The organism is Paenarthrobacter aromaticivorans (assembly GCF_019038615.1).
GTDB lineage: Bacteria > Actinomycetota > Actinomycetes > Actinomycetales > Micrococcaceae > Arthrobacter > Arthrobacter aromaticivorans.
The window spans coordinates 1-25,992 of record NZ_JAHOPC010000004.1; the positions used below are offsets into that span (position 1 = coordinate 1).

General features: G+C 62.9%; 28 protein-coding genes. 8 read left to right on the top strand and 20 right to left on the bottom strand.

The features are described 5' to 3' along the window. A partial coding sequence (locus KSW38_RS08440) for a hypothetical protein (RefSeq protein ID WP_216924191.1) occupies nucleotides 1–278 on the top strand: 278 nt, incomplete at its 5' end. A gap of 406 nt (nucleotides 279–684) precedes the next feature. Here the strand turns inward: KSW38_RS08440 and KSW38_RS08445 are convergent. The 16 genes from KSW38_RS08445 to dacB form a co-directional block, all read right to left on the bottom strand. Next, nucleotides 685–2,169, bottom strand: a complete 1,485-nt coding sequence (locus tag KSW38_RS08445) for a DHA2 family efflux MFS transporter permease subunit (protein WP_216924193.1) — start codon at nucleotides 2,167–2,169, stop codon at nucleotides 685–687. Nucleotides 2,170–2,285: 116 nt separating this feature from the next. Continuing rightward, complete coding sequence (gene panC, locus KSW38_RS08450; RefSeq protein WP_216924195.1) at nucleotides 2,286–3,188, bottom strand: pantoate--beta-alanine ligase; 903 nt, start codon at nucleotides 3,186–3,188, stop codon at nucleotides 2,286–2,288. Nucleotides 3,189–3,193: 5 nt separating this feature from the next. Next, complete coding sequence (locus tag KSW38_RS08455; protein ID WP_216924197.1) at nucleotides 3,194–4,102, bottom strand: Rossmann-like and DUF2520 domain-containing protein; 909 nt, start codon at nucleotides 4,100–4,102, stop codon at nucleotides 3,194–3,196. Then, nucleotides 4,095–5,666 carry a PH domain-containing protein gene (locus KSW38_RS08460; protein WP_216924199.1) on the bottom strand — a complete coding sequence of 524 codons (1,572 nt, stop codon included), beginning with the start codon at nucleotides 5,664–5,666 and terminating at the stop codon, nucleotides 4,095–4,097. The genes KSW38_RS08455 and KSW38_RS08460 overlap by 8 nt, the downstream gene beginning before the upstream one ends. Continuing rightward, nucleotides 5,663–6,175 carry a PH domain-containing protein gene (locus tag KSW38_RS08465; protein ID WP_216924201.1) on the bottom strand — a complete coding sequence of 171 codons (513 nt, stop codon included), beginning with the start codon at nucleotides 6,173–6,175 and terminating at the stop codon, nucleotides 5,663–5,665. The genes KSW38_RS08460 and KSW38_RS08465 overlap by 4 nt, the downstream gene beginning before the upstream one ends. Further along, nucleotides 6,156–6,677, bottom strand: coding sequence for a DUF3180 domain-containing protein (locus tag KSW38_RS08470; protein WP_216924203.1), 522 nt, complete (start codon nucleotides 6,675–6,677; stop codon nucleotides 6,156–6,158). The genes KSW38_RS08465 and KSW38_RS08470 overlap by 20 nt, the downstream gene beginning before the upstream one ends. A gap of 2 nt (nucleotides 6,678–6,679) precedes the next feature. Continuing rightward, nucleotides 6,680–7,219: a 2-amino-4-hydroxy-6-hydroxymethyldihydropteridine diphosphokinase gene (gene folK / locus KSW38_RS08475; RefSeq protein WP_216924205.1), complete on the bottom strand. Its 540-nt coding sequence runs from the start codon at nucleotides 7,217–7,219 to the stop codon at nucleotides 6,680–6,682. Further along, a complete protein-coding gene (gene folB, locus KSW38_RS08480) occupies nucleotides 7,216–7,575 on the bottom strand; it encodes a dihydroneopterin aldolase (protein ID WP_216924207.1) in 360 nt (119 codons plus the stop codon). Before folB ends, folK begins: the two co-directional genes overlap by 4 nt. Before the next feature lie 12 nt (nucleotides 7,576–7,587). Next, nucleotides 7,588–8,493 carry a dihydropteroate synthase gene (gene folP, locus KSW38_RS08485; protein ID WP_216924208.1) on the bottom strand — a complete coding sequence of 302 codons (906 nt, stop codon included), beginning with the start codon at nucleotides 8,491–8,493 and terminating at the stop codon, nucleotides 7,588–7,590. Nucleotides 8,494–8,500: 7 nt separating this feature from the next. Further along, on the bottom strand, nucleotides 8,501–9,133 hold the full coding sequence (gene folE, locus KSW38_RS08490; protein ID WP_216924210.1) for a GTP cyclohydrolase I FolE: 633 nt from the start codon (nucleotides 9,131–9,133) through the stop codon (nucleotides 8,501–8,503). A 10-nt stretch (nucleotides 9,134–9,143) separates the two neighbouring features. Continuing rightward, nucleotides 9,144–11,213, bottom strand: a complete 2,070-nt coding sequence (gene ftsH / locus KSW38_RS08495) for an ATP-dependent zinc metalloprotease FtsH (RefSeq protein ID WP_216924212.1) — start codon at nucleotides 11,211–11,213, stop codon at nucleotides 9,144–9,146. 166 nt (nucleotides 11,214–11,379) lie between these two features. Beyond that, the gene (locus KSW38_RS08500; RefSeq protein WP_216924214.1) at nucleotides 11,380–12,432 is read right to left on the bottom strand and encodes a LacI family DNA-binding transcriptional regulator; all 1,053 of its coding nucleotides are present in this window, start codon (nucleotides 12,430–12,432) and stop codon (nucleotides 11,380–11,382) included. A gap of 48 nt (nucleotides 12,433–12,480) precedes the next feature. Further along, nucleotides 12,481–13,032 carry a hypoxanthine phosphoribosyltransferase gene (gene hpt, locus KSW38_RS08505; RefSeq protein ID WP_216924216.1) on the bottom strand — a complete coding sequence of 184 codons (552 nt, stop codon included), beginning with the start codon at nucleotides 13,030–13,032 and terminating at the stop codon, nucleotides 12,481–12,483. Between the two features lie 31 nt (nucleotides 13,033–13,063). After that, nucleotides 13,064–14,134 (bottom strand): tRNA lysidine(34) synthetase TilS, encoded by a 1,071-nt coding sequence (tilS, locus tag KSW38_RS08510; RefSeq protein ID WP_216924640.1) that lies wholly within the window; start codon nucleotides 14,132–14,134, stop codon nucleotides 13,064–13,066. A 149-nt stretch (nucleotides 14,135–14,283) separates the two neighbouring features. Next, nucleotides 14,284–15,405, bottom strand: coding sequence for a zinc-dependent metalloprotease (locus KSW38_RS08515; protein ID WP_216924217.1), 1,122 nt, complete (start codon nucleotides 15,403–15,405; stop codon nucleotides 14,284–14,286). A gap of 82 nt (nucleotides 15,406–15,487) precedes the next feature. Further along, a complete protein-coding gene (dacB, locus tag KSW38_RS08520) occupies nucleotides 15,488–16,939 on the bottom strand; it encodes a D-alanyl-D-alanine carboxypeptidase/D-alanyl-D-alanine endopeptidase (RefSeq protein ID WP_216924219.1) in 1,452 nt (483 codons plus the stop codon). 143 nt (nucleotides 16,940–17,082) lie between these two features. On the opposite strand from dacB, the gene KSW38_RS08525 reads away from it, so the two are divergent. The 6 genes from KSW38_RS08525 (at nucleotide 17,083) to KSW38_RS08550 (ending at nucleotide 21,557) form a co-directional block, all read left to right on the top strand. Next, a complete protein-coding gene (locus tag KSW38_RS08525; protein WP_144663396.1) occupies nucleotides 17,083–17,571 on the top strand; it encodes an inorganic diphosphatase in 489 nt (162 codons plus the stop codon). 280 nt (nucleotides 17,572–17,851) lie between these two features. Next, nucleotides 17,852–18,832 carry a hypothetical protein gene (locus KSW38_RS08530; RefSeq protein ID WP_216924221.1) on the top strand — a complete coding sequence of 327 codons (981 nt, stop codon included), beginning with the start codon at nucleotides 17,852–17,854 and terminating at the stop codon, nucleotides 18,830–18,832. Then, nucleotides 18,829–19,605, top strand: coding sequence for a hypothetical protein (locus KSW38_RS08535; protein ID WP_216924223.1), 777 nt, complete (start codon nucleotides 18,829–18,831; stop codon nucleotides 19,603–19,605). The genes KSW38_RS08530 and KSW38_RS08535 overlap by 4 nt, the downstream gene beginning before the upstream one ends. Nucleotides 19,606–19,608: 3 nt before the next feature. Next, nucleotides 19,609–20,244 (top strand): RDD family protein, encoded by a 636-nt coding sequence (locus KSW38_RS08540; RefSeq protein WP_216924225.1) that lies wholly within the window; start codon nucleotides 19,609–19,611, stop codon nucleotides 20,242–20,244. Continuing rightward, entirely contained in the window at nucleotides 20,231–20,866 is a 636-nt protein-coding gene (locus KSW38_RS08545; protein WP_216924226.1) for a hypothetical protein, read from the top strand. The genes KSW38_RS08540 and KSW38_RS08545 overlap by 14 nt, the downstream gene beginning before the upstream one ends. Nucleotides 20,867–20,957: 91 nt before the next feature. Then, nucleotides 20,958–21,557 (top strand): hypothetical protein, encoded by a 600-nt coding sequence (locus tag KSW38_RS08550; protein WP_216924227.1) that lies wholly within the window; start codon nucleotides 20,958–20,960, stop codon nucleotides 21,555–21,557. 105 nt (nucleotides 21,558–21,662) lie between these two features. Here the strand turns inward: KSW38_RS08550 and KSW38_RS08555 are convergent, their stop codons facing one another. From KSW38_RS08555 to KSW38_RS08565, 3 genes are read right to left on the bottom strand one after another with little or no spacing between them, the layout of a single operon-like run. Next, nucleotides 21,663–22,238: a DUF3618 domain-containing protein gene (locus KSW38_RS08555; protein ID WP_216924228.1), complete on the bottom strand. Its 576-nt coding sequence runs from the start codon at nucleotides 22,236–22,238 to the stop codon at nucleotides 21,663–21,665. Continuing rightward, nucleotides 22,235–22,666 (bottom strand): phage holin family protein, encoded by a 432-nt coding sequence (locus KSW38_RS08560; protein ID WP_216924230.1) that lies wholly within the window; start codon nucleotides 22,664–22,666, stop codon nucleotides 22,235–22,237. The genes KSW38_RS08555 and KSW38_RS08560 overlap by 4 nt, the downstream gene beginning before the upstream one ends. Then, nucleotides 22,663–23,673 (bottom strand): hypothetical protein, encoded by a 1,011-nt coding sequence (locus KSW38_RS08565; protein WP_216924232.1) that lies wholly within the window; start codon nucleotides 23,671–23,673, stop codon nucleotides 22,663–22,665. The genes KSW38_RS08560 and KSW38_RS08565 overlap by 4 nt, the downstream gene beginning before the upstream one ends. A 162-nt stretch (nucleotides 23,674–23,835) precedes the next feature. Here KSW38_RS08565 and KSW38_RS08570 point away from each other — a divergent pair, with 162 nt between their 5' ends. Beyond that, the gene (locus KSW38_RS08570; RefSeq protein ID WP_216924234.1) at nucleotides 23,836–24,918 is read left to right on the top strand and encodes an FUSC family protein; all 1,083 of its coding nucleotides are present in this window, start codon (nucleotides 23,836–23,838) and stop codon (nucleotides 24,916–24,918) included. Between the two features lie 17 nt (nucleotides 24,919–24,935). On the opposite strand, the gene KSW38_RS08575 is transcribed toward KSW38_RS08570, so the two are convergent. After that, nucleotides 24,936–25,970, bottom strand: a complete 1,035-nt coding sequence (locus KSW38_RS08575) for an NAD-dependent epimerase/dehydratase family protein (RefSeq protein ID WP_216924236.1) — start codon at nucleotides 25,968–25,970, stop codon at nucleotides 24,936–24,938. Between the last annotated feature and the right edge of the window lie 22 nt (nucleotides 25,971–25,992).

Below are 25,992 nucleotides of genomic sequence, written 5' to 3' on the forward strand. Positions count from 1 at the left end.
GAAACCAGCTGAAAACCAGACCACCACACACGGGGGTGCGCAACGGCCCGGCCATAATTTCAACCAATCAAAAAACAATCGGCATCAACAAACTTGGCACACTATTGAGTTCTCAAACAACAGACACACCCGGCACCAACCAAAACCCAAAGGGCCTCAGAATCGCTCCGGAGCAACTTTTCAAGCTTACCCGATTCGACCGCATGAAGCAAATCGCGCTCGGGCCCCCCAAGCCAGTTCAGAGGCACACAAAGCACCACCGGAAACCGGTAATTTGAAGGGGAATTCGTCACCATCATTTCCGCATCAGCGGCGGCGACTCAGATAACTTTACACGCGCCTTACCGTCCGAACAAATCCATCCGCACGCCGCCCAAAACCCCGTAAACACTGGGAAAACGGCCCAAAAACACCTCAATAAGCGCAGAACCGTTGTCCGTGAAGCCCGTCACACAACGAAACGGCTGCAATAGCTGCCCTTTGAAGCGGCACCCCGGATCCGCCGTCGGGCCTAATTCAGCGGCCGATATCAGTCAGGCCAGGAGGCACTGGACTCAACGGCAACCGGTCCAAACACGTCAGGATGTGCGAGAACAACAGCCAAAACGCCTCAGGATGTGAGAGAACGTTGGGAAGGGCAACAGCCGGGCCCAGCGGAACGGCCCGGCCGGGCCCAGCAAAGACTCAGTGACCTCCGTGGCCTGCGCCCTCGGTCTTGCGCATCATCGCACCGAGCACCACTGCAGCTCCAGCGATGATGGTTGCCGCCAGGAAGGCGGCCTGCATGCCGGCTACCAGGCCGGAGGATGCTGACACCACGGCGAAGATGGACACGAGCAGCGCAGTGCCGGCGGCACCGGCCACCTGCTGGGCTGTGCTCATGATGGCCGATCCGTGGGAGTACAGGTGCGGAGGCAGCGGGTTCAAGCCAGTGGTGAAGGCAGGCGTGAAGAGGAGCGCCAGGCCGAGGCTCAACGTTACGTGCAGTGCAATCACCCATCCGAGCGGGCTGCTGCCATCCAGGCGGGAAAACTGCCAGAGCGTCAGGACCATGAGGACTGAACCGGATACGGTCAGCGGCAGTGGACCGACTTTGTCGAAAATCCGCCCGATGACAGGACCCAGCAGACCCATGGCCAAACCGCCCGGCAAGAGGGCCAGGCCGGTTTCCATCGGCTGGAGGTGCAGTGTGTTCTGCAGGTAGAGCGGAAGCAGGATGACTCCACCGAACAGGGCCATCATCGCTACGACCATCAGCAGTGTGGACACCGTGAACATTCGGAAATTGAAGGCTCTGAGATCCAGGAGTGGAGAGTCGGACTTCTGCAGTTTGAGCTGGCGGAAGACGAACAGCGCCAGGCACACGACTCCCACCACGAGTGCGATGATCGGGACCACCCCGGCGTTGGCACCACCGATCTGGCTGAGGCCATAGACCAGGCCACCGAAGGCAGGCACCGTGAGGACCACTGAAGTGAAATCCAAACCAGTCTTCCCGCGCTCCCCCACGTTGGTGAGGTACTTGGCGCCGATTGCCAGGGCAGCCAGTGCTACGGGGAGCACGAACACGAACATGAACCGCCACGAGAAGTGGTCCAGGATGATGCCTGAAACGGTGGGACCCATCGCGGGAGCGACTGAGATAGCGATGCTGACGTTGCCCATGACGGCACCGCGCCGGGACATGGGCACCAGAGTGAGGATGGTGGTCATCAGCAATGGCAGCATGATGGCCGTGCCCCCGGCCTGGACGATGCGTGCAAGGAGCAGCACGGGGAATCCGGGCGCAAGGGCAGCCAGGAGTGTTCCTCCGCTGAAGAGTCCCATCGCCAGCATGAACGAGCCGCGGGTGGTCAATCGCTGCAGGATAAACCCGGTAGTCGGAATGACGACCGCCATGGTCAGCATGAACCCGGTGGCGAGCCACTGGACCGTGGGCGCGTCCACCTTGAGATCAGTCATCAGCCGCTGGAGTGCCACGTTCATAATGGTCTCGTTGAGGATCACCACAAAGGTGGCGACCAACAGCGTGACAATGACCGTGACGGATTCGCGGGCCATCTTCCCTGATACAGGAGCCTGGGTGAGCGCTTCCTCTGTGAAGGTTGCACTTGCGGGCGTGCCGGAACCGGGCTCGCTGTTGGCGCCGGACGTGACGTCGGTAGACATGAGGATTCCTCAGGTTTGGGTTTGGATTCCGGCGGTCGGTACCGGTGAAGACAGGAACATTCTAGACGCCCAAGAGATTCCCGTCAGCAGAAAATCCAAACGTTAGGGATTCAACCTCAGGAATTAAGCGGAACGTTGTCTATCAACCGCACGGGACCTACCTTGGCGGCAATGATTGCCAGCCCTTCGCCGCGGAACGGTGTTTCTTTGCAGTTCTCCGCCAGCGGCTCAAGCGTGGTGGGATCCACGACGTCGAAATAGTCCAGTTCCACCAGCGGCTGGGATTCAACGAGTGCGACGGCGGAATCCAGGTCCAGCGGTTCATGCGCGTTCGCGCGGGACTCGATAAGGCGCAGAGCCCGTGAGAGCACCAGTGCCGCCTCGCGTTCGTCGTCGGAGAGGAAGCGGTTACGGCTGGAAAGCGCCAGGCCGTCCTCGCTGCGCACGATCGGTACGGGCACGATCTCCACGGGGAAGTTCAGATCCACGACCATACGCCTCACAAGGGCAAGTTGCTGGGCGTCCTTCTGGCCAAAGTAGGCACGGTACGCCGGCGTCGAACCGTCCGCAGCTGCGCCGCCCGGGAGTCCATAGTGCAGCAACTTGGCCACCACGGTCAGGGCACCGTCGAAGTGTCCGGGGCGTGAGGCGCCCTCCCATTTCCCGCCGAGCGGACCGGCCGTGACACGGACCAGCGGCTGCCCGCCGGGGTACACCTCGTCCACGGAGGGCGCGAAAACAAGGTCCACTCCTTCGGCATCAAGGATGGCCATATCGGCCTCAAGCGTCCGGGGATAGCGGTCGAGGTCCACGGCGTCGCCGAACTGGAGGGGATTCACGAAAATGGTGGCCACCACGACGTCGTTCTCTGCCACGGCGGCCCTCGCCAACGCGGCGTGGCCTGAGTGCAGGGCCCCCATGGTGGGCACCAAGCCCTGGGAACTTCCCCGCTTGGAAACCAGGAGCCGTGCGCTTTCAGTACGCAGTTCGGCCGCGGTGGTCACGAGTTTGATGGCCATGCTGTTCAGATTCCTTCCGGCGCGGTGGGCTCTGTTCCCAAGGCCTCGCCAATGTCAGTCAGTTGTTCAGGGCGCAGCAGTCCGCGGTTTCCGGCACGCCGGGCCGTCGCCCGGGCCATGGCCTGGTAGGCCGCGAGCACGTCGCCGCCCGCTCCGCCGTCGTATTCTTTCAGTGCCTGGGCGTGCGCAGCGACGGTGCCTACGTCGCCGCGCGCGACGGGACCGGTCAACGCAGATTCTCCGCTCGCAAGAGCGTTCTCGAGTGTGGCCCGCAGCAATGGACCCAGCATGGACTCCGGTGATTCGACGCCAATTTCCCGCAGTAACTGCGACGCCTGCGCAACAAGCGTCACCATGTGGTTGGAGCTGTGCGCGAGGGCCGCGTGGTACAGGGTTCGGTCTGCCTCGGCAATCGCTACCGGCTCGGCACCCATCTCCACAACCAGTGCTTGGGCAATCGGCAACATCGCAGCGTCGGCGGTGATTCCGAACGTGCAATCCATGAGGCGCGTCAGGTCAAGGCTCATACCGGTGAACGTCATGGCGGGATGCATTGCCAGCGGAATTGCGCCGGCCGTGCGGATCGGCTGCAGGATCCCGACTCCGAAACGGCCGGAGGTGTGAGCCACCAGTTGGCCGGGTTGCCACGCACCGAGCTTCGCGAGTCCAGCAACAAGCTCGCCGAGGGCATCGTCAGGAACGGCAAGCAGCACCAGTTCAGAGCGCTCCACGATCTCCTGGATCCCAAGGACCGGGACTCCCGGCAGCAGTGTCTCTGCCCGCTCGCGGCTCGCTTCGGATACCGCAGAAACCCCGACGACGGCGTGCTCGGCCGCGCGCAAAGCGGCGCCCAGGACGGCACCCACCTTGCCGGCGCCGATGATGCCGACTCCGAGTCTTCCTGGCCTAACCATGCTGGGGGTCCTCCTGTGTTGGTGCTTTCGGTAGAGATTGGGGTGGAGCCTGGCCGCTTACCTCCGCAAGCCATTGCTCGCTGGTCTGCCGCTTTCTGGCCTCGCGGGCACGGGCTGCCTGCTGGTCGAAAAGCTGCACAGCCTGCTCCACATCAGCCTGATAGAGCCGGGGCACCACAGGTCCCGCCGTAGTGTGGAAAACAAGATCAGCCACACCGAAACGCCGCGCGAGCGGACCTTGCTGCAAAGCCATGGACTGCGTGCGCTGATGGGGAACCAGGACCAAGGTGCGCCACCATCGGCCGGATCGAATCAACAATGCCGTTCGCGTGGCCAGGAAACCATTGCGCCGCCAACCCAGCGGTGCCAGGAGCCGGGCGCGGCGCGGAGTAGTGACGAAACCATCCGTGGAGGTAGAACCGGCTGAGGCGGAACCCGCAGGTGCCCCACCCCCAAGCCCAGCCAAACCGTCCAGCCCAGCCAACCCCTCCAGCCCGGAAGTGAAAACCCGTTCCGGATCCTCAACACCCGGGTCGGGCAGCACGAGGGACAGCATCCGCATGACGTCCGGCTTCATGCCCACTGGTAGCAACGTGGTCCGGGCAGCGTTCTCATTGCCTGCCGCACCACCGTAGCCCGCCACGTTAACCTGCATGCGGTACCAGCCGAAGATCCTCCAAATGGGCGGCTGAGTGACTTTCAGCGCCTGGATTCGGCCCGGGGGCAAAGTCTGGGCCTGGGTGTCCAGGAGCCCGTAGCGCAGCCGGATCCCATCAGGAGAAATCGCGGCGGTGAAGTTGTAGCCCTTGTTGAATGAGCTCCAATAAGCAGCACCGATGCCCAGCACCGCCGGGATCAGCGCCAGGAAGATGGCGCTGTTTTCGGTGTAAACAGAGATCGCAATGGACGCCACGGCTCCGAGCAGGATACCTACCGTTTGCTCGCTCAGCAGGAGCGAGCCAATAAGGCGGGAAGGCGGCACTGACAAGACAACGTACTCCGGCGCTTCGGGGACAGCTTCCTGAGTCTCCGGTCCACTCACCACTCCAGCGGCACGGGCAAGAATAGTGGCGCGCAGCTGTTTGGCTTGGTCCAGCGGAAGGTAAGCGAGCCGCACGGCCGATTCGCCGGCGTCGGCCACATCAAACTTGAGTTCGGCGAGGCCAAAAATCCTCGCCAAGAGGGGCTGCACGATGTCGATGGCTTGGACACGGTCCAACCGCGCCTGCCGCTGCTGCTTGAACACGAAGCCGGTGTTGACCCGGACATAGCCCTCGGCCACCTGATAACGCGTGAAGTACCAACTCAGGATGAATCCACCCACGGTCAGGAGAAGCAGAATGCCTCCACCGGCCAACAGCCAGGGCACACGTCCGTTGAGGTTGGGATCGAGGATGTCACGGCCCTGCAGCATGCGTTCAAAGGCGTCGCGACCGAAAAAGTATCCGACGGCGGCAAGCGCCACCCAGCCGCGCACGAACGGCGATGCTGGATGCACGCGCCGCCAATCGCCGTCGTCGGCTTTAGTTGGGAGGCCTACGGTGGCGCTACCGTCCGGGCTCACAGCCCGGCCAGCCTGGCTTCTCCACGTGCCGAGAGCTGTTCACGCAGCCGTGCGCCTTCCCCGGCAGGAAGCCCGGGCAGGTATGCGCTGGTTCCGGCGGACGCCGTGTGGAGCTTCAAAGTACAGAGTCCCAGTCCACGTTCCACCGGACCAACAGACACATCCACGTACTGCATGCGTCCGTACGGGACCACCATGGTGCGCTGGAAAAAGATGCCACGACGGATGAGGAGATCGTCATCGCGCTCCGCGTAGCCGATTGCGCGGACCTGACGCGGAATCAGCACGAGCCGCCACAACGCCAGAACGAGCATCACCGCAGGCACCGCGATGGCGAGCCACAGCGGAGGCCAACGCCACCAACCCAGCTGCACAAACACGAGGGGAAGGCTGAGGATCGCCACCATCACCAGGTTTCCGATGGCCCACTCCACCAAGCGGACCGTGACGTACTTCGGGGAGACCCTCAGCCACTGGACGCCGGGAGGGTCAATCGCCTCGGTACGCATACTCGCCTTCGCCTTTTGCTTCCCCGCGACGGGTTTCCGGTCCAGGGGCGCCACCTTCGAGGTCCTCCGGTGGGATCCGGCAGAACCTCTCGACCACCAAGCCGACGATCACCATCACCACGCCACCACCGCCCATCAAGACGGCGTTCCACAGGATGCCTTCACCACTGCGCAAGGTTCCGACCCGCAGAAGGTCAAACGAGATGCCAGCATGCCAGCCCAGAAGGAGCGTCCCTGCATATGCGCATGCCTGGGCAAGAATCAGCGTCCTGGCGGCCAGGATCGGGTTCAGCAGGTTCTTCTTCTTGCCGTTGCGCCACCGCAGCACCCGGATCCCCATAATCAGGGTGAGCACGGCGATGACGCCCATGGTTACCAGTGCGGAGACCGGAAGCACGGGAGTGGGCATGCTGAAGCGGTTCGTTGCCGCGGTGGCCAGCCAACCGATGGCAGCAGCGATGATGGCAATGAGGACCAGAACCGCGGGGCGCATGGGCTTCACTGCTACTCCACCGCTCCCGTCGCAGGAACACCGGCGATGTCGCCGTAGCCGTCGAAGCGACGGATGTCGGGCATGTCATCAGCCACGGCGGCCAACTCTGCAACGCTGTGCCCGTTCAGTTGGGCGTTCGGCTCCAACAGGGACCATGGGTAGAGGACAAAGGCCCGTTCGGCCGCCCTCGGATGAGGCAGGGTCAGGACGGGGTCGTCGCTGACCACATCACCGAAAACGATGATGTCCACATCCAGTGTCCGCGGACCCCAACGAACTTCACGGGTGCGGTGGTGCTTCTGCTCGACGTCGTGGCAGTGCTGCAACAGCTCAAGGGGACTAAGCGTTGTCTCGACTGCCATGACCATGTTCAGGAAATCGGGTTGGCCTTCCGGGCCGCCGACCGCCTTGGTCTGGACAACCGGAGACACTCCAAGGAGCCTGACGTCCGGTGGGTCCACGAGATCGGCGACGGCTGTGGATAGGGTGTCGTTCCGCTCACCAAGGTTGCTGCCTAGGGCAAGGATCGCTTTGGTGTATCCGGAGTTCATGATCGCTCCCTGTGGACACTCACGGTGACATCGCCGAACGGAACCTCGATGGGCGCCTTCGGCTTGTGGACGGTGACATCGACGGCGGCCACGTTGTAATTGGCGAGGATGCCATCTGCGATCCGCACGGCCAAACCCTCAATCAGGTTCAGCGGCTCGCCCTCGATGTGCGATGTAATGAGCTCAGCCACCTCGCCGTAGTGCGCGGTGTACTGGAGGTCATCCGTCTCCGCGGCCTTACTGAAGTCAGTATGAAGGACGGCGTCCACGACGAACGGCTGGCCGTCCCGGCGCTCGAAATCGAACACTCCGTGATGGCCGACGGCGGTGACACCGGTCAGCGTGATCCTGTCCACAAGGTCCTCCGGTCAGCGGGCGATTCGAGCGGCAACCTTGACGGCGTCAAGGCTGGGACCGACGTCGTGGACGCGGACAGCCCAGGCGCCCTTCGCGGCGCTCAGGGCGGTGATAGCTGCCGTGGCGGCATCCCGCTCCAGCGGCGCGGCAGACTTGCCGGCAACAGTGAGGAGCGAGCCTAAGAACCGCTTGCGTGACGCAGCCACCATAACCTTGTGGCCGAGTGCGAACAGCTTGTCCAGGTTCTTGAGGATTTCCCAGTTCTGGTCCTCGTTCTTGGAGAAGCCAATCCCGGGGTCAACGATGATCTGCTCGGGAGCAACGCCCGCTGCATACAGTTTGTCGCGGATACCGCTGAGCTCCGCCACCACCTCTTCCGTCACGTTGTTGTATTCCGCGAGGGCGTCCATGGTGCGGGCATCCCCACGACGATGCGTGAGGATGTACGGAACCTTGGTGCGGGCCACGAGCTCAGGCATGTCCGGCTCGATAGTCAGGCCGGAGACATCGTTGATGATCGCAGCACCGGCCTCCACGGCGGCGGCAGCAGTGGACGTGTGCATGGTGTCGATGCTCACCAGCGCACCGGCCTTGACCAGTGCCTGGATCACCGGAAGGACCCGGCGCTGCTCTTCTTCAGGCGAAACGGGTTCAGCGCCGGAGCGCGTGGACTCGCCACCGACGTCGATGATGTCCGCGCCGGCATAGAACATACGCAAGCCAAGCGCGATGGCGGTGTCGGGCGTGCGGTGGTTGCCGCCGTCGCTAAAGGAATCCGGGGTGACATTGAGAATTCCCATGACGAGCGTGCGGTCCGTAGGCAGGTCTTCGAATCTGGCAGCGGGCCGCGGCTTGCGGAGAACCGGCAGTGGGCTTGTGGCCGGGCCGGTTCCGGGTGCTGCAGCGAGGGAATCCATATATTGCTTACCTTCCGAGTATGAGGCTCATGGCCTCGGCGCGGGTGGCCGGGTCATGGAGCTGACCGCGCACCGCGCTGGTGACAGTCTTGGCGCCGGGCTTGCGGATGCCGCGCATGGACATGCACATGTGTTCGCATTCGACGACGACAATCGCCCCGCGCGGGTTGAGGTGCTTAACCAGGGCCTCAACAATCTGCGTTGTGAGCCGCTCCTGCACCTGTGGCCTGCGCGCATAGATATCCACCAAACGGGCCAGCTTGCTCAGGCCCGTAACCTTGCCGTCATGTGACGGAATATAACCAACATGAGCCACCCCGTGGAACGGCACCAGGTGGTGTTCGCACGTCGAGTAGAAGGGAATGTCCTTCACGAGGACAAGCTCTTCGTGGTCAAGGTCAAACGTGGTGGAGAGGACCTCCGCCGGATGCTGGTGCAGGCCCGCGAAGACCTCCGCATAGGCCTTGGCAACACGCTTGGGTGTGTCCTGCAGGCCTCCGCGGTCAGGGTCTTCACCAATAGCAAGCAGGATTTCGCGTACTGCTGCTTCGATGCGCGGGCGGTCTACTTTGTGGCCCCGCTTAGCGTCCGCGGCTGAGCCGTGGACGGCGGCGAGGTCGTCGTCGTCGAAATGAGTCACAGCAGAAAGCTTAGCCGTGAAGCGGAGAGTCGTTGCCGCCGTCGGCTCCCGGTGACTGGAATGACTCCTGGCTGCTGACACCCTGCGCATGCGGGGCTACGGCATCCAGTGGCTCGTCCAGACGGGCCTTCTTGGCTTCTTCCTGGGCCTCGCGCTCAGCCTTTTCTGCGCGCGACTCGACCGGCGGAATCGACTGGACAGGGCGGGACTCCTTGGACAGCCAGATCTCACGGAAATCGCGCTTGCGGATGTCGTGGAAGATCTCGGCGATCTCGGCCTGGTTGAGGGTTTCGCGCTCAAGCAGTTCCAGTGCCAGCCGGTCGAGGACATCGCGGTTTTCGGTGAGGATGGCGTAAGCCTCGTCGTGTGCCTGATCGATCAGGCGACGCACTTCCTCGTCCACAACGTAGGCGATCTGGTCCGAGAAGTTGCGCTCCTGCGCGGCATCGCGGCCGAGGAACGGCTCGCCGCCGCCTTGGCCGAGCTTCACGGCACCAACCCGTTCGCTCATGCCGTACTGGGTAACCATCTTCCGGGCCGTGGAGGTGGCCTTCTCGATGTCATTGGACGCACCGGTGGACGGGTCATGGAACACGATTTCCTCGGCCACGCGGCCACCCATGGCGTAGGCCATCTGGTCCAGCAATTCGTTGCGCGTTACCGAGTACTTGTCGTCCTCAGGAATCACCATGGTGTACCCCAGGGCACGGCCACGGGGAAGGATGGTGATCTTAGTGACCGGAGCGGAGTTGCGCAGGGCGGCAGCAACCAGTGCGTGCCCGCCCTCGTGGTAGGCGGTGATCTTGCGCTCGAGTTCCTTCATCACGCGGCTGCGCTTCTGCGGGCCTGCCATGACGCGGTCGATTGCCTCGTCCAGGGCGCGGTCATCAATGAGGTTGGCGTTTGAACGTGCCGTCAGCAAGGCTGCCTCGTTGAGGACGTTGGCCAGGTCAGCACCGGTGTACCCGGGGGTCTTCTTGGCAACAGCCCGAAGGTCAATGCCCTGGGCCATCGGCTTGCCCTTTGCATGGACGTTCAGGATTTGCTCGCGGCCCACCATATCCGGGGCCTCGACGGTGATCTGACGGTCGAAACGGCCCGGGCGAAGGAGTGCCGGGTCCAGGACGTCCGGACGGTTGGTGGCTGCGATGAGGATGACGTTCGTCTTGACGTCGAAGCCGTCCATCTCCACCAGGAGCTGGTTCAAAGTCTGCTCGCGTTCGTCGTTACCGCCACCGATGCCTGCGCCACGATGGCGGCCTACGGCGTCGATTTCGTCCACGAAGATGATGGCAGGGGAACTCGCCTTGGCTTGTTCGAACAAGTCACGGACGCGCGAGGCACCAACGCCCACGAACATTTCAACGAAGTCCGAGCCGGAGATGGAGAAGAAGGGAACGCCTGCTTCACCCGCAACGGCGCGGGCCAGCAGTGTCTTACCAGTGCCTGGAGGGCCGTACAGCAGCACACCCTTGGGGATCTTCGCGCCAACGGCCTGGAACTTTGAGGGTTCCTGGAGGAATTCCTTGATTTCCTGGAGCTCTTCCACGGCTTCGTCAGCACCGGCGACGTCAGAGAAGGTCACCTGCGGCATGTCCTTGTTGACCAGCTTGGCCTTGGACTTGCCGAACTGCATCACCTTGGAGCCGCCACCCTGCATCCGGGAAAGCAGGAACCAGAACAGCACACCGAGCAGCAGCACGGGGATGAGCAAGGAGAACAGTCCGGAGAACCAGTTGTTCTCGATCGGCTGGTCAGTGAAGCCCTTGTCCGGGTTGGCGCTGGTTACGGCCTTGACGACGTCCGGGCCACGGTCCGTGACGTAGAAGAACTGGACGTTCTTGCCCTTGTCCTGGCCATCGATGTTCAGGTTGTCCTTGAGCACCAAGTCAACGCGGTTCTCGGCGTCGAATATCTTGGCCTGCTCCACCTTGCCGCTTTGCGCGAGGAGTTCGAGGCCGTCCTTGGTGTCGATACGTGTGGAACCGCCCGGAGCCAGTGTTGCGAATGCCACCAGGAGCAAGCCGACGACGACAACAATCCAGATGCCCGGGCCCTTGAAGAAACTCTTAGCTTTCATCTGATCGGGGTTTTGCCCCGTCCCTCCTGGTAGTGCTGCGAGGCGCAACTTCTGCGCGCGAATGGTGCTGCTTCAGTTTCTAGCTATACACCGTTCCCAGTTATTCACGCACTGGAATGCTCAAAAGTTCCCTCTGGGCGTACACAGGATACTCGCCTACGCCGCGCTAGGACAGCCCTGGGTGGGGATTCGTAATGGATTCGCGGGTCACCAAGGGACACTGAAGAATCGTCGGTTTCGCTGCCAGGACGGTGAGGTCTGCCTTGCCCTCAATGGCATCGATCAGGCGTTCAGTGGCCCAGGCACCCATCTCATAGTGGGGCAACGCCACTGTTGTCAGGCCAGGGTAGAGATTGGCCGCGATGAGTTCCTGATCGTCGAAACCCACCACGGACAGTTCATTGGGAATGCTGATTCCTACCTCGGCCGCTGCACGGTAGGCCCCCATGGCCATGCGGTCGTTGTAGCAGAACAGGCCCGTGGGCCGGTCCTTTCGCTTCAACATCCGCAAAGCGGCAACATAGCCGCCCAGCACCTCCGAGAGTTCGGACTCCACCGGTGCGGCAGCGCCGTCGAGCCCTGCTTCATCCAAGGCGTTCCGGAAGCCTCGCAAGCGGTCCCGCGTAGCCGGGACGTCGTCGGTGTTGTTCAGGAAACCTATGCGGCGGTGGCCGGCATCAAGGAGGCTTTGCACGGCTACCCTGGCCCCGCCCTCTTCATCGGGGACTACCGAAGCGACGCTCCCGGCCAGGCTCTCGGAGTCCACAAGCACCGCGGGAATTGAACTCAGGTTTTCCGGCAAAGTGACCTCGCGGTGGTACATGGTGGCGTACAGGATGCCATCCACGCGCCGCTCCAGGAGGGCCTCGACATCAGCCTGCCTGGACTCGTCACTTGCTGCACCTGAGGTGTTGATGATCATCAGGTTGTAGCCCCGCGCCCTGGCGGCCTCATCCGCACCCAGGATAATCCGCCCGGCGTGTGGTGTGGTGGCGATTTCCTCACTGACCAGACCCAGCATCCCGGTCCGTTGCGTGCGCAGGGCCTGGGCCAGCCGGTTTGGGCCATAGCCGAGACGTTCCGCCGTAGCTTTGACCTTTTCCCTTGTTTCCGGGCTGATGCGAGCGTAAGCGACGTCATTCAGGACGTGGGAAACAGTGGTGACAGACACGCCAGCGGCAACTGCTACGTCCTTGATGCCAATGCTTTTGTTCGTCAACGGCTTCCCACGTCCTTATGGTCCGGTGAAGGGCGTAAGTAAGGGTGGTTACTCGTAAACGTGCGGGGCCAGCGTGCCCACGAAGTCCAGGTTGCGGTACTTCTCGGCGTAGTCCAGGCCGTAGCCCACAACGAATTCGTTGGGGATGTCGTAGCCGACGTACTTGACGTCGATCTCGACCTTGGCGGCGGTCGGCTTACGGAAAGCGGTGCAGATCTCAACGCTGGCCGTACCGCGGGATTCAAGGTTGGACTTGAGCCATGAAAGTGTGAGGCCGGAGTCGATGATGTCCTCGACGATCAGCACGTCCTTGCCCATGAGGTCGGTATCGAGGTCCTTGAGGATCCGGACAACGCCCGAGGACTGGGTGCCGGAGCCGTAGGAAGAAACTGCCATCCAGTCCATGCTGACGTGGCTGTGCAAGGCCCGCGCCAGGTCCGCCATGACCATGACGGCACCCTTGAGGACACCGACGATCAGCAGTTCGCGGCCTTCGTAGTCTTTGTCGATCTGCGCCGCCAGTTCAGCGATTCGCGTTTGGATCTGCTCTTTGGTGTAAAGAACGTGCTTGAGATCTGCCTGGACGTCGTTTGAATCCACCAATGGCTCCTGTTTTGATGCTCGGGTGCGGCTACTGTTGGGGCGATTTCTGATGCCGGAATACTAGCTTCCCACAGGGTGCGGCTTCCCGGGGACCGCCGGTGGTCGAATCACCCGTCCCGGCAGCAGGCGACGCAATGGAAGAACCCGCGCGTTCCGGCTCCAAATCACTCAGCGACAGGCGATAGACACTGACGTGGCCGGGAAGTTCCACAGGACCGGCAGAACCCTGGCGGCGAAGCAGCGCTTCCGCGGCCTGGAGCCGTCCGTAACCGGGTTGTTGGCCCCCGACGTCGGCAGCTGCCTTGGCGATGACTCGGAACCTCAGCGCTGCAGGAAGTCCGCGGACGGCATCCTCTGGCAACCACGCGCCGTCGTCGGTTCGCTGGACCAGCGAGAGATACGTCTCGTTTGCAAGATCCTCAAGGAAATCCGCGTCCTGCTGAAGGATTGCGGCTGTCCGTGCCAAAGATTCGGCAACGCCCGGCCCCAGCTTTTCTTCGAGGACCGGCATGACCTCGACGCGTGTCCGCGAGCGCGCGAAGGCAGAGTCACTGTTGCTCGGATCATGCCACGGCTGCAGTTCCTCGACCTCGCAGATTTCCAGGGTCTCTTCGCGCCGCAGGCCAAGGAAGGGCCTCATCAGGCGTCCCCGGATTGGCCTCATGCCGGCCAAAGAACGGGTGCCGGAACCACGGGCCAAGCCCAGGAGCACCTGTTCGGCTTGGTCGTCCAAGGTGTGCCCCAGCAGGATGTGATCGCAGCCAAGGTCATCCGCAGCCGCCTCGAGGGCTGCGTGCCGGGCATCGCGGGCCGCAGCTTCGGGCCCGAACCCAGTGGACGCGACCTCCACCGTACGGACTTCCACAGGTGAGAGGCCCAGTTCCCCCAGGACAGCTGCCGTCCGGGAAGCTACGTCTGCCGAGCCAGCCTGAAGTTGGTGGTCGACAACCACGCCGGCCACGGAAATGGGATGCCCGTCCACGTGGCCGCGCCGGGCGAAGTATCCAGCTACCGCGGCGAGCGCAAGCGAATCCGGTCCTCCGCTGCAGGCTACGAGCACACGTTCCGGGTAACCCGCAGCGGCCAAGGCGTTTTGCAACTGCTTCCGTGCCTTGCCGACGACCGGTGCCAAACGGCCGGGCCGGCGTCGGCCCTTGCCTGTTGCTGCACGCTCGGAACCGTTGTCAGAACCACTGCTGGAACCTGCGCTGGAACCGCCCTGTGAGGGGCCATCAAATACGGGTGCGCTCAAAGCCCCATCCGCTCGAGCCACATCCTGGAGTTGTGGATCTCTTCCTCGGTGGGGAGGTTTTCGGCCGAGTTCCACACCCGGTTGAAGCCTTCCATGCCGCCTACCTCAACAACCTCCCGCACGAACTTTGCGCCGTCTGTGTACTGGCGCATCTTGGCATCGAGACCGAGGAGGTTACGGATGAACTTCTCGATGATGCCGCGGTCCTTGCCCCGATCATTGAACCGCTGGCGAATCGTCTTCACGGACGGGACGATGCTGGAATCCACCGCATCCATCACCACATTGGCATGACCTTCGAGGAGGCTCATGACGGCAGTGATGTGGGATAGGGAAGCCTTCTCCTCGGGATCCTGCAGCAGGTCCAGAATTGCGCCCCGGCTCGGCACGTTCCCGGATGCAGCGCGGTCCTTCAGGGATTTGGCCACCGCGGCCGCCCGTTCAACCAGGGAATCCATGTTGCCCAGCAGATGGCTGCTGAGCTTTTCGATTTCGGCGAGCATGTGGTCCCGCAGCCACGGTGCTGCGGCGAACTGAACGCGGTGCGTTTGCTCGTGAAGGCATACCCAGAGCCTGAAGTCGTCCGGGTGCACGTTGAGTTCGCGTTCGACGGAGATGATGTTGGGTGCAACAAGGAGTAGCCGCCCGCCCGAAGGAACGCGGGCGGCCGGGGCCAAGGCCGCGAACGGATCGTATTGGCCCAGGACTTTACTGGACAGGAAAGCAAGGATGGCCCCGAGTTGGCTGCCGGTGATGGCTCCGCTGGCTGCAGCCGCAGCAGGTGTCATGGACAGGCTGCCGCGGGACTCCAGCATTTTCTCCAGAATAGGCTGGAGCATGACGGAGAAGCTCTGGGTGTTGGCCTTGGACCATGAGGCACGGTCCACCACGAGAACGTGCGAGTCCCGCAGGTCCCGCGCCGCTTCAAGCCCCGTGATGTCATGGACATGTGGCACGGAGATATCGGCGTTGAAGCGCAGGTTCTCCACCGCCTTGCCGATTTCCCCGGCGCTCAGCGCTGGACCGGGCGGGGTAAGCCGGGCAGCCGTGGAGGCGGCCAGGTCCCAATTGATCAGGGACGGGGCCCCTGCTGACGAATCTCGGGCAGATGACACCATACGGTCCATCACACCACATGAGGCTGGCAATGGGCCTTTAAGTTCGCTCCGCGCTGACCCTCACTCCACCCGAGTAGGTGGGCTAGCGGCAGCCGCACGAGGCCAGCACCGATGCCGAACGGTCCATCGCCTCCTTGTTTCCAGCCGCACCCGGTTCCAGGCCATTGCCGATGAACGAGAACACCAGCAAGCGTCCATCAGCGTCCACTACATACCCGCTCAGCGCGATGACAGTGTTGAGCGTCCCCGTTTTGGCGCGGACAAGGCCCGCACCCTGGGCTGTACTCGGATCCACGTACCTGTCGTCCAGGGTGCCCGTAAGGCCCGCCACCGGGAATCCGTCCAGGGCGGTCCGAAGACTCAGGTCCGGTCCGCTGGTGATGGCACGGACTACCTCGGCAAACTGGTGGGCGCTGACCTGGTTCTCCAGGGCAAGGCCCGAGACATCGGCCAACTGCAACTGCTTGGGATCAGTGGCGATTCCCAACTCCCCCAGCCGTTGGCGCACGGCTGAAGTGGCGCCGTCGTACGTCCCTTCCTGTCCGGACGCAATGGCGGTCATCCGCCCAAGCGCCTCTGCCAGGAAGTTGTCCGAGGTCTCCAGCATGAGGTCCACCTGCTCGCTCACAGTCGCGGATTCAGCGGCGGCCAGCACCTTGGCGGGGACACCCTCTCCGCGCTCGACGCCGGGACTCACCTGGACGCCGGCGGCCACCAATTGTTCGGCGAAAGCCTGGGCGGTGGTGACGGCCGAATCCTGCGGACGCGGCCCCGTGGTAAGCGTGGGTGAGTAGCGCCCGGAATTCAGGGCGAGGGAAAACAAGGGGGCAGTTTCGCCAGCCGCGACGTCGTCCAGGCTCCACGCAGGATTGAGGGGCGCACCGCTGAACAGCGAATCATCCACCTGCACCGTCACGGGCCCTTTGACCCCGGCGGTAGCCAAAGAAGCGGCAGTATCGGAGGCCAGGGTTGCAAGTCCTGACCTGCCCATCACGGCCCCGGGATCCGAGGCACCTGCGCCGAGCAGCACGTCCCCTCCCCCCGTCAACACCACGGTTGACGCATCAGAACCGGCCAGCACACTGGTGGTAAAGCGGGATTCGGGACCGAGCGCCTTCAAAGCAGCGACGGCGGTCAAAAGCTTCATATTCGACGCCGGGATTCGGTTGGCGTTGGCATCGCGGTCGAACAGGACCGTGCCTGTGGAGGCGTCCATGACAATGCCAGTAATGCTGCCGGCGCCGGAAGGTTTCAGGGCGCCATTCAAAAGGCGCGAAAGCTCAGCCGGTACGGGCACAGGGGCATCGGGATCCAAAGGAAGCACGCCGTTGGCCTCGGAAAGGTGGTCAGGCTCCTGCTGCCATGGCGGCGCGGATGGTGACGGCTTGGGTGCGCTGAGGAGTCCTGGCACCATGCCGGCCACCACGATCGCCCCCAGGCACAGGAGGACCAGCGTCAACAGCATCGGCCATTTCAAGCGCCCCCACGCCGTGGACACCCGCTTCCGGGCACCCCCGTTTTTAACGCCCTTCATGCAGTTGCTTGGTCCTGTCAGTCCTGAAAATGTCCCGCCGGTTCAAGAAACCCGGGCCTCTCGCTATATCCTCGATAGTAGTCGGCGGCGCTGGCTGCACTTTCGCCTGCCGCGCCCCACCCACACCCGTCAAGGAGCACGCCATGAAGCACGACGTGACCATCGAGATCCCCAAGGGATCGCGCGTCAAGTACGAAGTTGACCACGAAACCGGCCGCGTCCGCCTGGACCGCGTCCTCTTCACCTCCATGCAGTACCCCACGCACTACGGTTTCTTCGAGAACACCCTGGGCGAAGACGGCGACCCCCTGGACGCACTGGTGCTCCTGCAGGACTTCGATCTCCACCCGGGCGTCATCGTTGAGTCCCGGCCCATCGGCGTTTTCAACATGACCGACGACGGCGGCGGAGACGCCAAGGTCCTCTGCGTCCCGGTGGATGCACGCTTCGACCACATCCAGGAAGTCAGCGACGTCAGCGAATTCCTGATCAAGGAAATCGAGCACTTCTTTACCCGTTACAAGGACCTGGAGCCCGGCAAGTGGGTCAAGGCTGAAGGCTGGGGCGATCGCGCCGCTGCCGAAGCCGAGCTGGAAGCTTCCATCAAGCGCTTCTCGGCCGAAGGCCACTAATTCCCATCTGAGTAGCACTTAAGCGCGTTTTGAACGCTCAAAACGCGCTTAACTGCGACCTAGTTGGGCTCGACGGCGGCTGGTGCTGTTCCCTGTGAACCGCACCAGTCGCCGTCGTGCTTTAAGCAACGCGGGGTCAGATACGGCCCATTGTTGGCTAAAACATGGGCCGTAAGTGACCCCGCGTTGCTTTGATGGGCACTGCTCCCCATCGCGCCATCTTCGGGGTCCGCCTAGGCTTGGACGAGACTTTACGACGCATGTACACAGGGGGTTCCACATGGCTGGGTTCTACGGCGCGGACATTGCGCAGCTTCGCAGTCTGGCCGGCGTCATGGGCAAGGCTGCTGACGCCATCAATATGCAGAGCGCGCAGTTGTCCAACGCCATCAACTCTGCAACGGCGTGGCAGGGGCGCGATGCCACAGTCTTCAAGAGCGATTGGAACAGCCAGCACAGGCAGAGCCTTATGAAGGCCGCCAACATGCTGAGGGACAACGCGGGCCAGCTCAAGAAGCACGCCAACCAGCAGGAATTTGCCAGCCACAATGACGGCTCAGGTACATCGGTGGGCGTCCTGAAAGACGTCTATGACACAGCAACGGGCGTCAAGGAATTGGGCGCGCAGCTCTGGACTGCCTACAAGTACGGCAAGCTCGGTCATGCCGAATGGGTCAAGACCCGCGAGGTACTCACCAACTGGCGGGCTGGCGGTACGGTGCTGCGGGATGCTTTGAGCGCGTTGCGCAGCGGTGAGAAGGTCACTGACGTCATCACCGACCTCAAGGCGAACATTCCCTACAGCCAGGCTTTCCAGGACGCCACAAAATTCTCCAAGGGCCTTCGAATCGCGGGGGCCTTGGCGGCGCCGTTGAACATCGTTGGCGGTATCAGCGACATGATCAGCCCGGAGCACGACGGCTGGCGCGGTACAGGCGACCGGGTAGCCGGCGGCCTGTCCGTAGTGGGCGGGGTGGGCAGCATCATGCTCATGACGGCCGGTGGCGCCGCCTTGCTGGGGCCCATTGGCGCCCCGATCGTGATCGGCGCGGGCATCGTTGCCGGCGCCTGGGCATTGGGCAACCTGGTGGCGGACAACTGGGATTCGATCAGCAACTTCGCCCGGAACCCCGGCAGCTACATCGCCGACGGCGCCCGGGAAGTAGGCAATTTCGCCAAGGATGTAGGCAGTAAGGTGGCAGACGGGGTCGGTAATGCCGCCAAGTCAGTCGGGAACTTTGTCGGAGGGATATTCGGATGACCACCAGCACCATGAATTGGACCGAGCGGGACGTACAGGCTGCGGCAAAGGTCCTGGCGTCGGCCAGCGCCACAGGCAAGGCCTTGCCGACGTTGACCGATGAAGAGGTTGTTGCCTTGGACGGCGTCCAGCACGAGCAAATCGTGGCCCTTCCGTGGCTCACAGCGCAGGACGCCAGCAAGGAGCTGATGTGTGCTGTGGCCCTGCGTGGACTGCTTGCCAAGGAACTCGTCTACCCCGTGATCTTTGAAGGCGAGACCGAACCCACCCGGCTGCACGCCACCGAGGAAATAACCGGTGCCCTGACACTGCGCCGCAGTGGCAGCAGCGTGGTCTCCGTGGAACGCACCGTTTCCACTGGCAAGCGCTGGCTCTACGGCTACCTCCACGACGACGGCGTGCTGCTGGAGGAAGTGGACGAAGGCGGGCTGCACGGCTTCACCGTTGTCACCCGGGATCAGTTGGCTCCGCGCCTGGCTGAATTCGTTGACCCGAACACAGCGGCCAACCGCGACACCGATCCCACTGTTTACTCTGAGGCCGGGTTCGAAGAATACGCCGCAACGGCCCTGGCCGATACCCAGGCGGCCAGCAACGTGGTGGTCTTCAATTCTGATACGAACGACTTTCCAACTGTCACCGTCTACACCGCCCCCAACAGCGTGCACGTGCTTACGCCCCGCGTAGAAGGCGAATCAGTCTCCCTTGAGCTGAAGGAGACCTCCGCCCCCACCCTTGCCCGTGTCCTCGGCGGGCTGGCTGGGCTGGCCTGATCCATGAGCAATTCGAAGTCCCAAACCGCTACTGGCTTGGTTGATGCCCTCAACGGCCGCCCTGTACGCCGCCATCCCGAGACCGGCGCATACTTCGTGAAAGCATCCGGAGGAGCCCACTTCTGGGGTCGCGTACTTGACGCAATCGTGTTCCTTGCCGGATATGGCATCCTGGCCGCGATGGTGGCCGTTGCACGCAATGCCATGATGAACAGTGGCTCGCTTCTGGCCTTTAACGACGGTTTTTGGCTGACGCTCTACGTTGTTCTTTGGTTCGTTGGTTTGTTCGTTTACGGCATGATCTGGGGTACCGCGGGCAGCGTTGGCGATGCTGCCGCGGGCATGCGTTCGGTACGGATCAAGGACGGTACGACGGCGGGCGCCTGGCTGGGCGGCTGGCGTGCCATCTGCTGGTCCTTCTTCCCGTTCTTCGTGGTGATGCTGATTCTGGCGGCGTTCAGCGGGAGCTCGGGCGATACGTGGGATCCAAAGTTTGCAGCTTTTGATCGGCGATCCGGGGTGGCGCAGGGCCGCCAGCCGGTCCCGGACCCCAAAGTGGTCGCCGCACACCAAGCCGCCGAGGCAGAAAGGCAGAACCTGCCAAATCTCTACGGCCAGCGCCCTGATGCGCGGCCGTAACTGGCTGGTAAGGCGCACTGAGCGCAGGCTCGGACCCGAGCTTGGACAGCTACGTCATATTGCGTCCTCGCGCCGCATCTTTTGGAAGCTCCTCATCCCCTGCTTAGCGGTTGGATTCCTTTTCGGCGCAATAGGTGAGTTCATCAGTCCCGCCACCTCCACGCGGGAACCCGGCCACTTCGAGGATCCAGTCCTGTTCATTGTGGCAAGCACTCTTACAGGCCTGGTCCTCTGGTCTATGACCCTCTTGGGCAGCTTCCGCAAACTCCTGGTGTTCGACGGCGGGATTGTGGCCAGGTATTCCCAGCAGTACAGCACTTTGGAGTTTCCGTGGGCGGAGATCGCACCTGCCTACATCAAGGCGGTGACCACGGCGGATGGCACTGATCCTGACCGCCGCCTGGTGGCTCGGCAAAAGGCATCGCTGGGTGTGGCCGGAAAGAACGCGCTGGTTTTTCAGGCACGCGATACATTCTGGGTATTCTCCACCAATGAAGATCCCGTCCCTCTGGTGGAAGCCATCCAGGCGGCGATGCGCGACGCCGGAATACCCGACGCGCGCCGGTTGGCGGCAGGTGCGCTGCCCGCCGTCGTCGTAACCGGACGCACCGCACTGGACTAGCTGAAGGTGGATTGGATCAAGGGAATGGCGAAAGAAATAAGAAAAACAAGCCCTTGCACAGCGGCTACCAGCCGGTAGCATGTGATCCACTATGTTCACTCTGACCATCAACCAACGCGACAGCCGCCGCGACGGCGACCTCGTGCCCCAGCTCCTCAAGGACTTGCGGCACGTTCCGGCACGGCTCGACTTCGACCGTTCGGTTGAGGACGAGGTGCAAGGCATCGTCGAGTCCGGCCACCACGCTGTTGATACAGCGCTGATCGCCCTCCGAACCGGTCAGTGGTACGTGGGAATCGGTGTGGGGCCCATCAACGAACCCCTTCCAAACCTTGTCAAAGACGCTTCCGGGCACGGTCTGGTCTATGCCCGGCGGGCTGTCGATCGTCTCCGCAGCGGGAAGGAACGAGTCCCTGTTGCCGTTGATGGTCCCTTCACGGCTTTGGCAGCAGAAGCCGAAGCAGTCCTGCGACTCCTCGGACACATCGTGCAGCACCGCAGCGTGGCCGAGTGGCGGGTCCTGGACCTCCTCACCCCCGGCGTCCGCGGGCAGCAAAAGGCTGTGGCCCAGGAACTCGGCATCACGACGCAGGCTGTCAGCAAAGCACTTGCCCGCGCACAGTGGGTGGAAGAACATGCTGCCCGTCCCGCCGCAGCACGTCTACTGCAAATGATCCTCGAAGTGCGCTAGCCAGCAGCCGCGAAACAGCCCCGCGAACCCAACTGAGTCGCAGTTAATGCCGTTCTGAGAGCTCAAAACGGGCTTAACTGCGACTCAGTTGGGTGGGTAACGCGATTACTGGTTGCCGAGGTTGTCCTTGGCCATCGCGGCGCGGTCTTGCACATCTGCAGCAGCGGCCTGGCCCTCGTCCTTGACGTTGGCAGCTGCCTCAGTGGCGCTGTCTTTGACGTTCTGGACAGCGTCCTGTGCCGGCTCCTTGAGGTGTTCGGCCATCTCCTGGGCGGCGTGGCCCAGTTCCTCGGTCAGTGGCTGGGCTGCTTCCTTGATTGCCTGCGCAGCCTCGCGTTCCTTGTCCGACGGCGGAATCAGGGCGGACACCAGCAGACCGGCACCGAAGGCAATCAGGCCAGCAGCGATGGGGCTGCCTTGGGCCTTTCGCGTAATCACCTGGGGTGCGTCGGCGATGTCATCGACCACTCCGGAAACGGCGTCCTGGGCTTGGTGGGCTACGTGGCCCGCTCGGTCCTGAACGTCGTCGCGGGCGCCAAACACCGCCGTCTTGATCCTGTCCACCCTGCGGTTGACGATGTGCGAGGGCGTGACCTTGTCGGCAACGGCGTCAACGTTGGTACTGAGCCGCCTGCGAGTTTGTTCGATGTCGGCGCGCAGGGCGTCGGGGTTCTGCGTCATCGTGTCTCCTCAGTATTCGGTTTGAAGGTTGGAGGTATTTCCTTGACTGTCTCCGCGGTGCGCGGCATGCCTTTGATGGTGTTCAATTCCTTGCGTCCCATCGAGGCCAGCACCGCTGCGACTATGCCCCAAATGACCGCCACAACGACTGCGGACCATCCCAGGCCTATGAGCTGACCCAAGGCCCACCAAAGCGCCAAGGACAGGAACAGCACGGTTAGATGCCCGGCCCAAGCGGCTCCGGCCATCATCCCTGCGCCCTTTCCGGCCTTGGTGGCCGATTCCTTGAGCTCTACCTTGGCCAGCTCAACTTCCTGCCGCATCAAGGTGGAGACATCGCGCGTCAGGTCGCTCAGCAGTTCGCCGAGGGGTACGGATTCGGCTTTGAGATGGGCTTCGGTGGGAGGAAGGTCGGCAGGACTACTCATCGGGGACCTCCATATACGGGATCATCGGGATCGCTGGGATCATCGGGACGTGCTAACGGATCTCCTTGCGCCTTTACCCCACCGGCGTCGGTTTCCGGGTAGGGCATGGTTGATCCTTCCAGGCCACCCGTGGTGCCAGCGTCGTATCCCGTGTCAGTTCCGGCACCTGTCACAGTTGTCCCAGTGGCCGTCGTTCCGTATCCAGCACCTGTTCCGGCACCCGTCGTTCCGTATCCAGCGGTCGTCGTCCGGGGACCTGGCAGATCAACTGCCGGAGGTGACACAGCGCCGCCCTGGGTTGGGTAGTACATGGCGCGAGGTGTCTGGGTGGTGGCATCCGAAGTGCCCGTCCCGGTCATGGGCGAGTTGTCCGCCATTCCGCGGCCCAAACGTCCGGCGAGGACACCCGCACCGGCAGCCAACAGCAAGAACGTGCCCGGCTTACGGCGGGCAAAGCTCTTGACCTCATCCAGGAGTGAACCCGGATCCCGGTTCTCCAGCCACCGGGCAACCGAGGAGGAGCGCTCGGCCGCTTGCTGGACCAGATCCGTGGCCACGCCACCGTTTTGGGTCGAATTGGCCATGGTGGACAGTTCGTCGGAAATGGACCGCAAGCCCTCGGCAACCCTCTGCTGTTGGGTAGCAGCCTGATCCGCCAGCTCGCCCTTGGTTTGCGTTAGCAACTGCCGGGCGTTCATCTTGACCTCTTGGGCTACATTTCCGGCCTCGGCCTTGGCTGTTTCGACGACGCCGCCAGCCGCATCGCGCGCTGTGCCGGCGACTTCGGCGGCTTCGTGCTTGGCCGAATCCATGGTTCCCGTGCCGGATGTGGTCCCGGTAGTGCTTCCGTAACCGGTAGTCCCCGCGCCGGCATCGGTTTCCATGCCAGTGGTGTCGGTTTCAACCGGTGAATCCAGGTAACTTCCCGAGTAAGGCTCGGTCCCGGCGGGGACCCCAGTCCGTGGCGCCGCGAAGCTTCCGTCCTGCGGCGATTGGCTCTCAGTCATTGTCGCTCTCTTTCCACAGTTGGCAGGCTGCGGACAGCAGCCGGGATAGTAAGTATCGTTACTATCAATGAGTGTGTACCCGCTTGCCGCGGATTCAATCGCCACATATTGAAACGAAATCCCAGCTCGACACGCGGAGCAGGACCCGTCTACGTTGGACCCATGAGCCACAAGCCCACCCGGCGGCGGCTGATTCCCGCGCTTCGAAAAACTGTCACGCGTCACCGGCTCCTGTTCGCCGCCAAAACCGCTGCGGCGGCAGGGTTGGCCTGGTATCTCGCGCCCTTCATGCCTGGTCCTGCAGCGTCCTACCCCTACTACGCACCGCTCGGCGCACTGGTGAGCATGCATCCCACGGTGGCAGACTCCGCCAGACATGGTCTGCAGAGCCTCATGGGCCTGGCCCTGGGTATAGGCATGGCTTTTGCGGTGACCACGGTGGCAGCGCCGACGGCGTTGGCAGTTGCCGTGGTGGTGGGATTGGGCGTGATCGTCGGCGGCCTCCCCCGGCTGGGCAGCGCCTCCGAATGGGTTCCGATGGCGGCCTTGTTTGTACTCGTCCTCGGGGATTCCAATGCGGAGGGCTTCTCCTTTGCCTACGTCCTGCAGATGGCCATGGGCGTTGCCGTTGGCTTCGCTGTGAACTGGCTGGTTTTTCCGCCGTTGCATCTTGAAGGAATTGACCCCGCCCTGGCCGGTCATCAACGGGCTTTGTCCCAGCAATTGAAGGACATGGCGCGCGCGATGGAGGAATCCTGGCCGCCCAACCACGAAGCCTGGGCAAGCCGTAGCGGCGAACTGTCAGCAACCGCCGCAGCCGTGCGGACTGCCGTTCATGAAGCGGAACTCAGCGCAAAAGCTAACCCCAGGTCGCGGCGTCGTGCTGGCCGGCTACCCAGTGATTTGGCTGGATTGCGGATAGTGCAACGGCTGACTTTCCACGTCCAGGACATCACCGACGTCCTTGCAAGCGTGATCTGGGAAGAGGATGCGGGAACAGTCATACCGGACAGCGTCCTGGCCAACCTGTCCGAGGCGCTGGAGGCCGTGTCCCGGGTGATTGATCAGTGGCGGGACGGAGACGCCGGGGAATTGAAGAGCCGTTTGGCGGAGGCGAAGGACAGCATCTCGGAGCTCGGGGACGCGGTCACGGAAGCTGCAGCCGGCCAGGCATCGGTGAACGCGGCGGCGTCGGTGGCCATGAGTTTGCGGCGGATCATCACGGTTGTATCCCCTGCGGATTAGGCCATCAACACCAAAAATTAGCGTGGCGTCAACGGCGGCGAGGCTTTCCGCCCCTTACCGGCACCGAGTCCGTCCAGCACTTCAGTCAGCGCCTCCAACGATGATCGGTGGGGCATCCAGCCCAGGAGGCTGTGGGCGCGGCTTGTGTCCATAATGGGTGCGCCGGCGGCCATGTCCACCCAGCCGCCGTCGGTTACCTGCAACCGCAAGCGCCAACTGACCTCGACGACGGCGCGCAGCACCGGAAGCGGTAAGGGCAGCTGCCGCCGGGCGTTGAGGATCCAGGCGAGGGCGTTGGGGTCCAGCACGGGCTCCGCTGCGATGTTAAACGCGCCTTCTGCCCGACGTTCCAGCACGCGCCAGTAGGCGTCGGCGACGTCGTCGGCGTGAACGGCTTGAAAAACCAGCTCCTTGGGGATGGGGAGGATGGGCAGCCATGGCTTACGGGGAATGAGCCTCGGGAGAACGCTCCCCAGGAAGTAGCGACCCACTTCACTGCCCGCCTCGGCGCTGAAGATCAGTGCCGGGCGCAGCCGAGCCACTACGATGCCCGGATTTTCCTTGGCAAAGCCATCCAGAAGCCGCTCTTGCGCAGCCTTGTCCACGCTGTAGTGGGAACGCTTGATGCCCCCTGCCGGCCAACCTTCCTTGGTCCGTTGATCCTTGGGGGCCGGCGAATAGGCACCAACGGATGAAGCACAGACGACGTGCTTCACGCCGGCATGCTTGGCCGCGCCAAGTACGTGGGCCGTTCCTGCGACGTTGGTCCGGCGCAGAAGTTCGCGATTGTGATTTGGCTGGATCTGCCAGGCCAAATGCACCACGGCGTCGGCACCTGCGAAGGCGTTCTCCAGTGCTTCCCTGTCCTTGTAGTCGCCGACGTCCAGCGTGTGCCACTCCACTGCGTTGTAAGGGGCTGCGTTCCTGTCAGGTTCGCGTCGCGCAATTCCCACGAGGTCAAGATCGGCACCCTCTTCAGAGCGGGCAGCCTGTAACCGTCTCAGCAATGCCGTGCCCGCGTTACCCGTGGCTCCCGTGATGACTATGCGCATGAAGCTCTCCCTTCCCCATCCT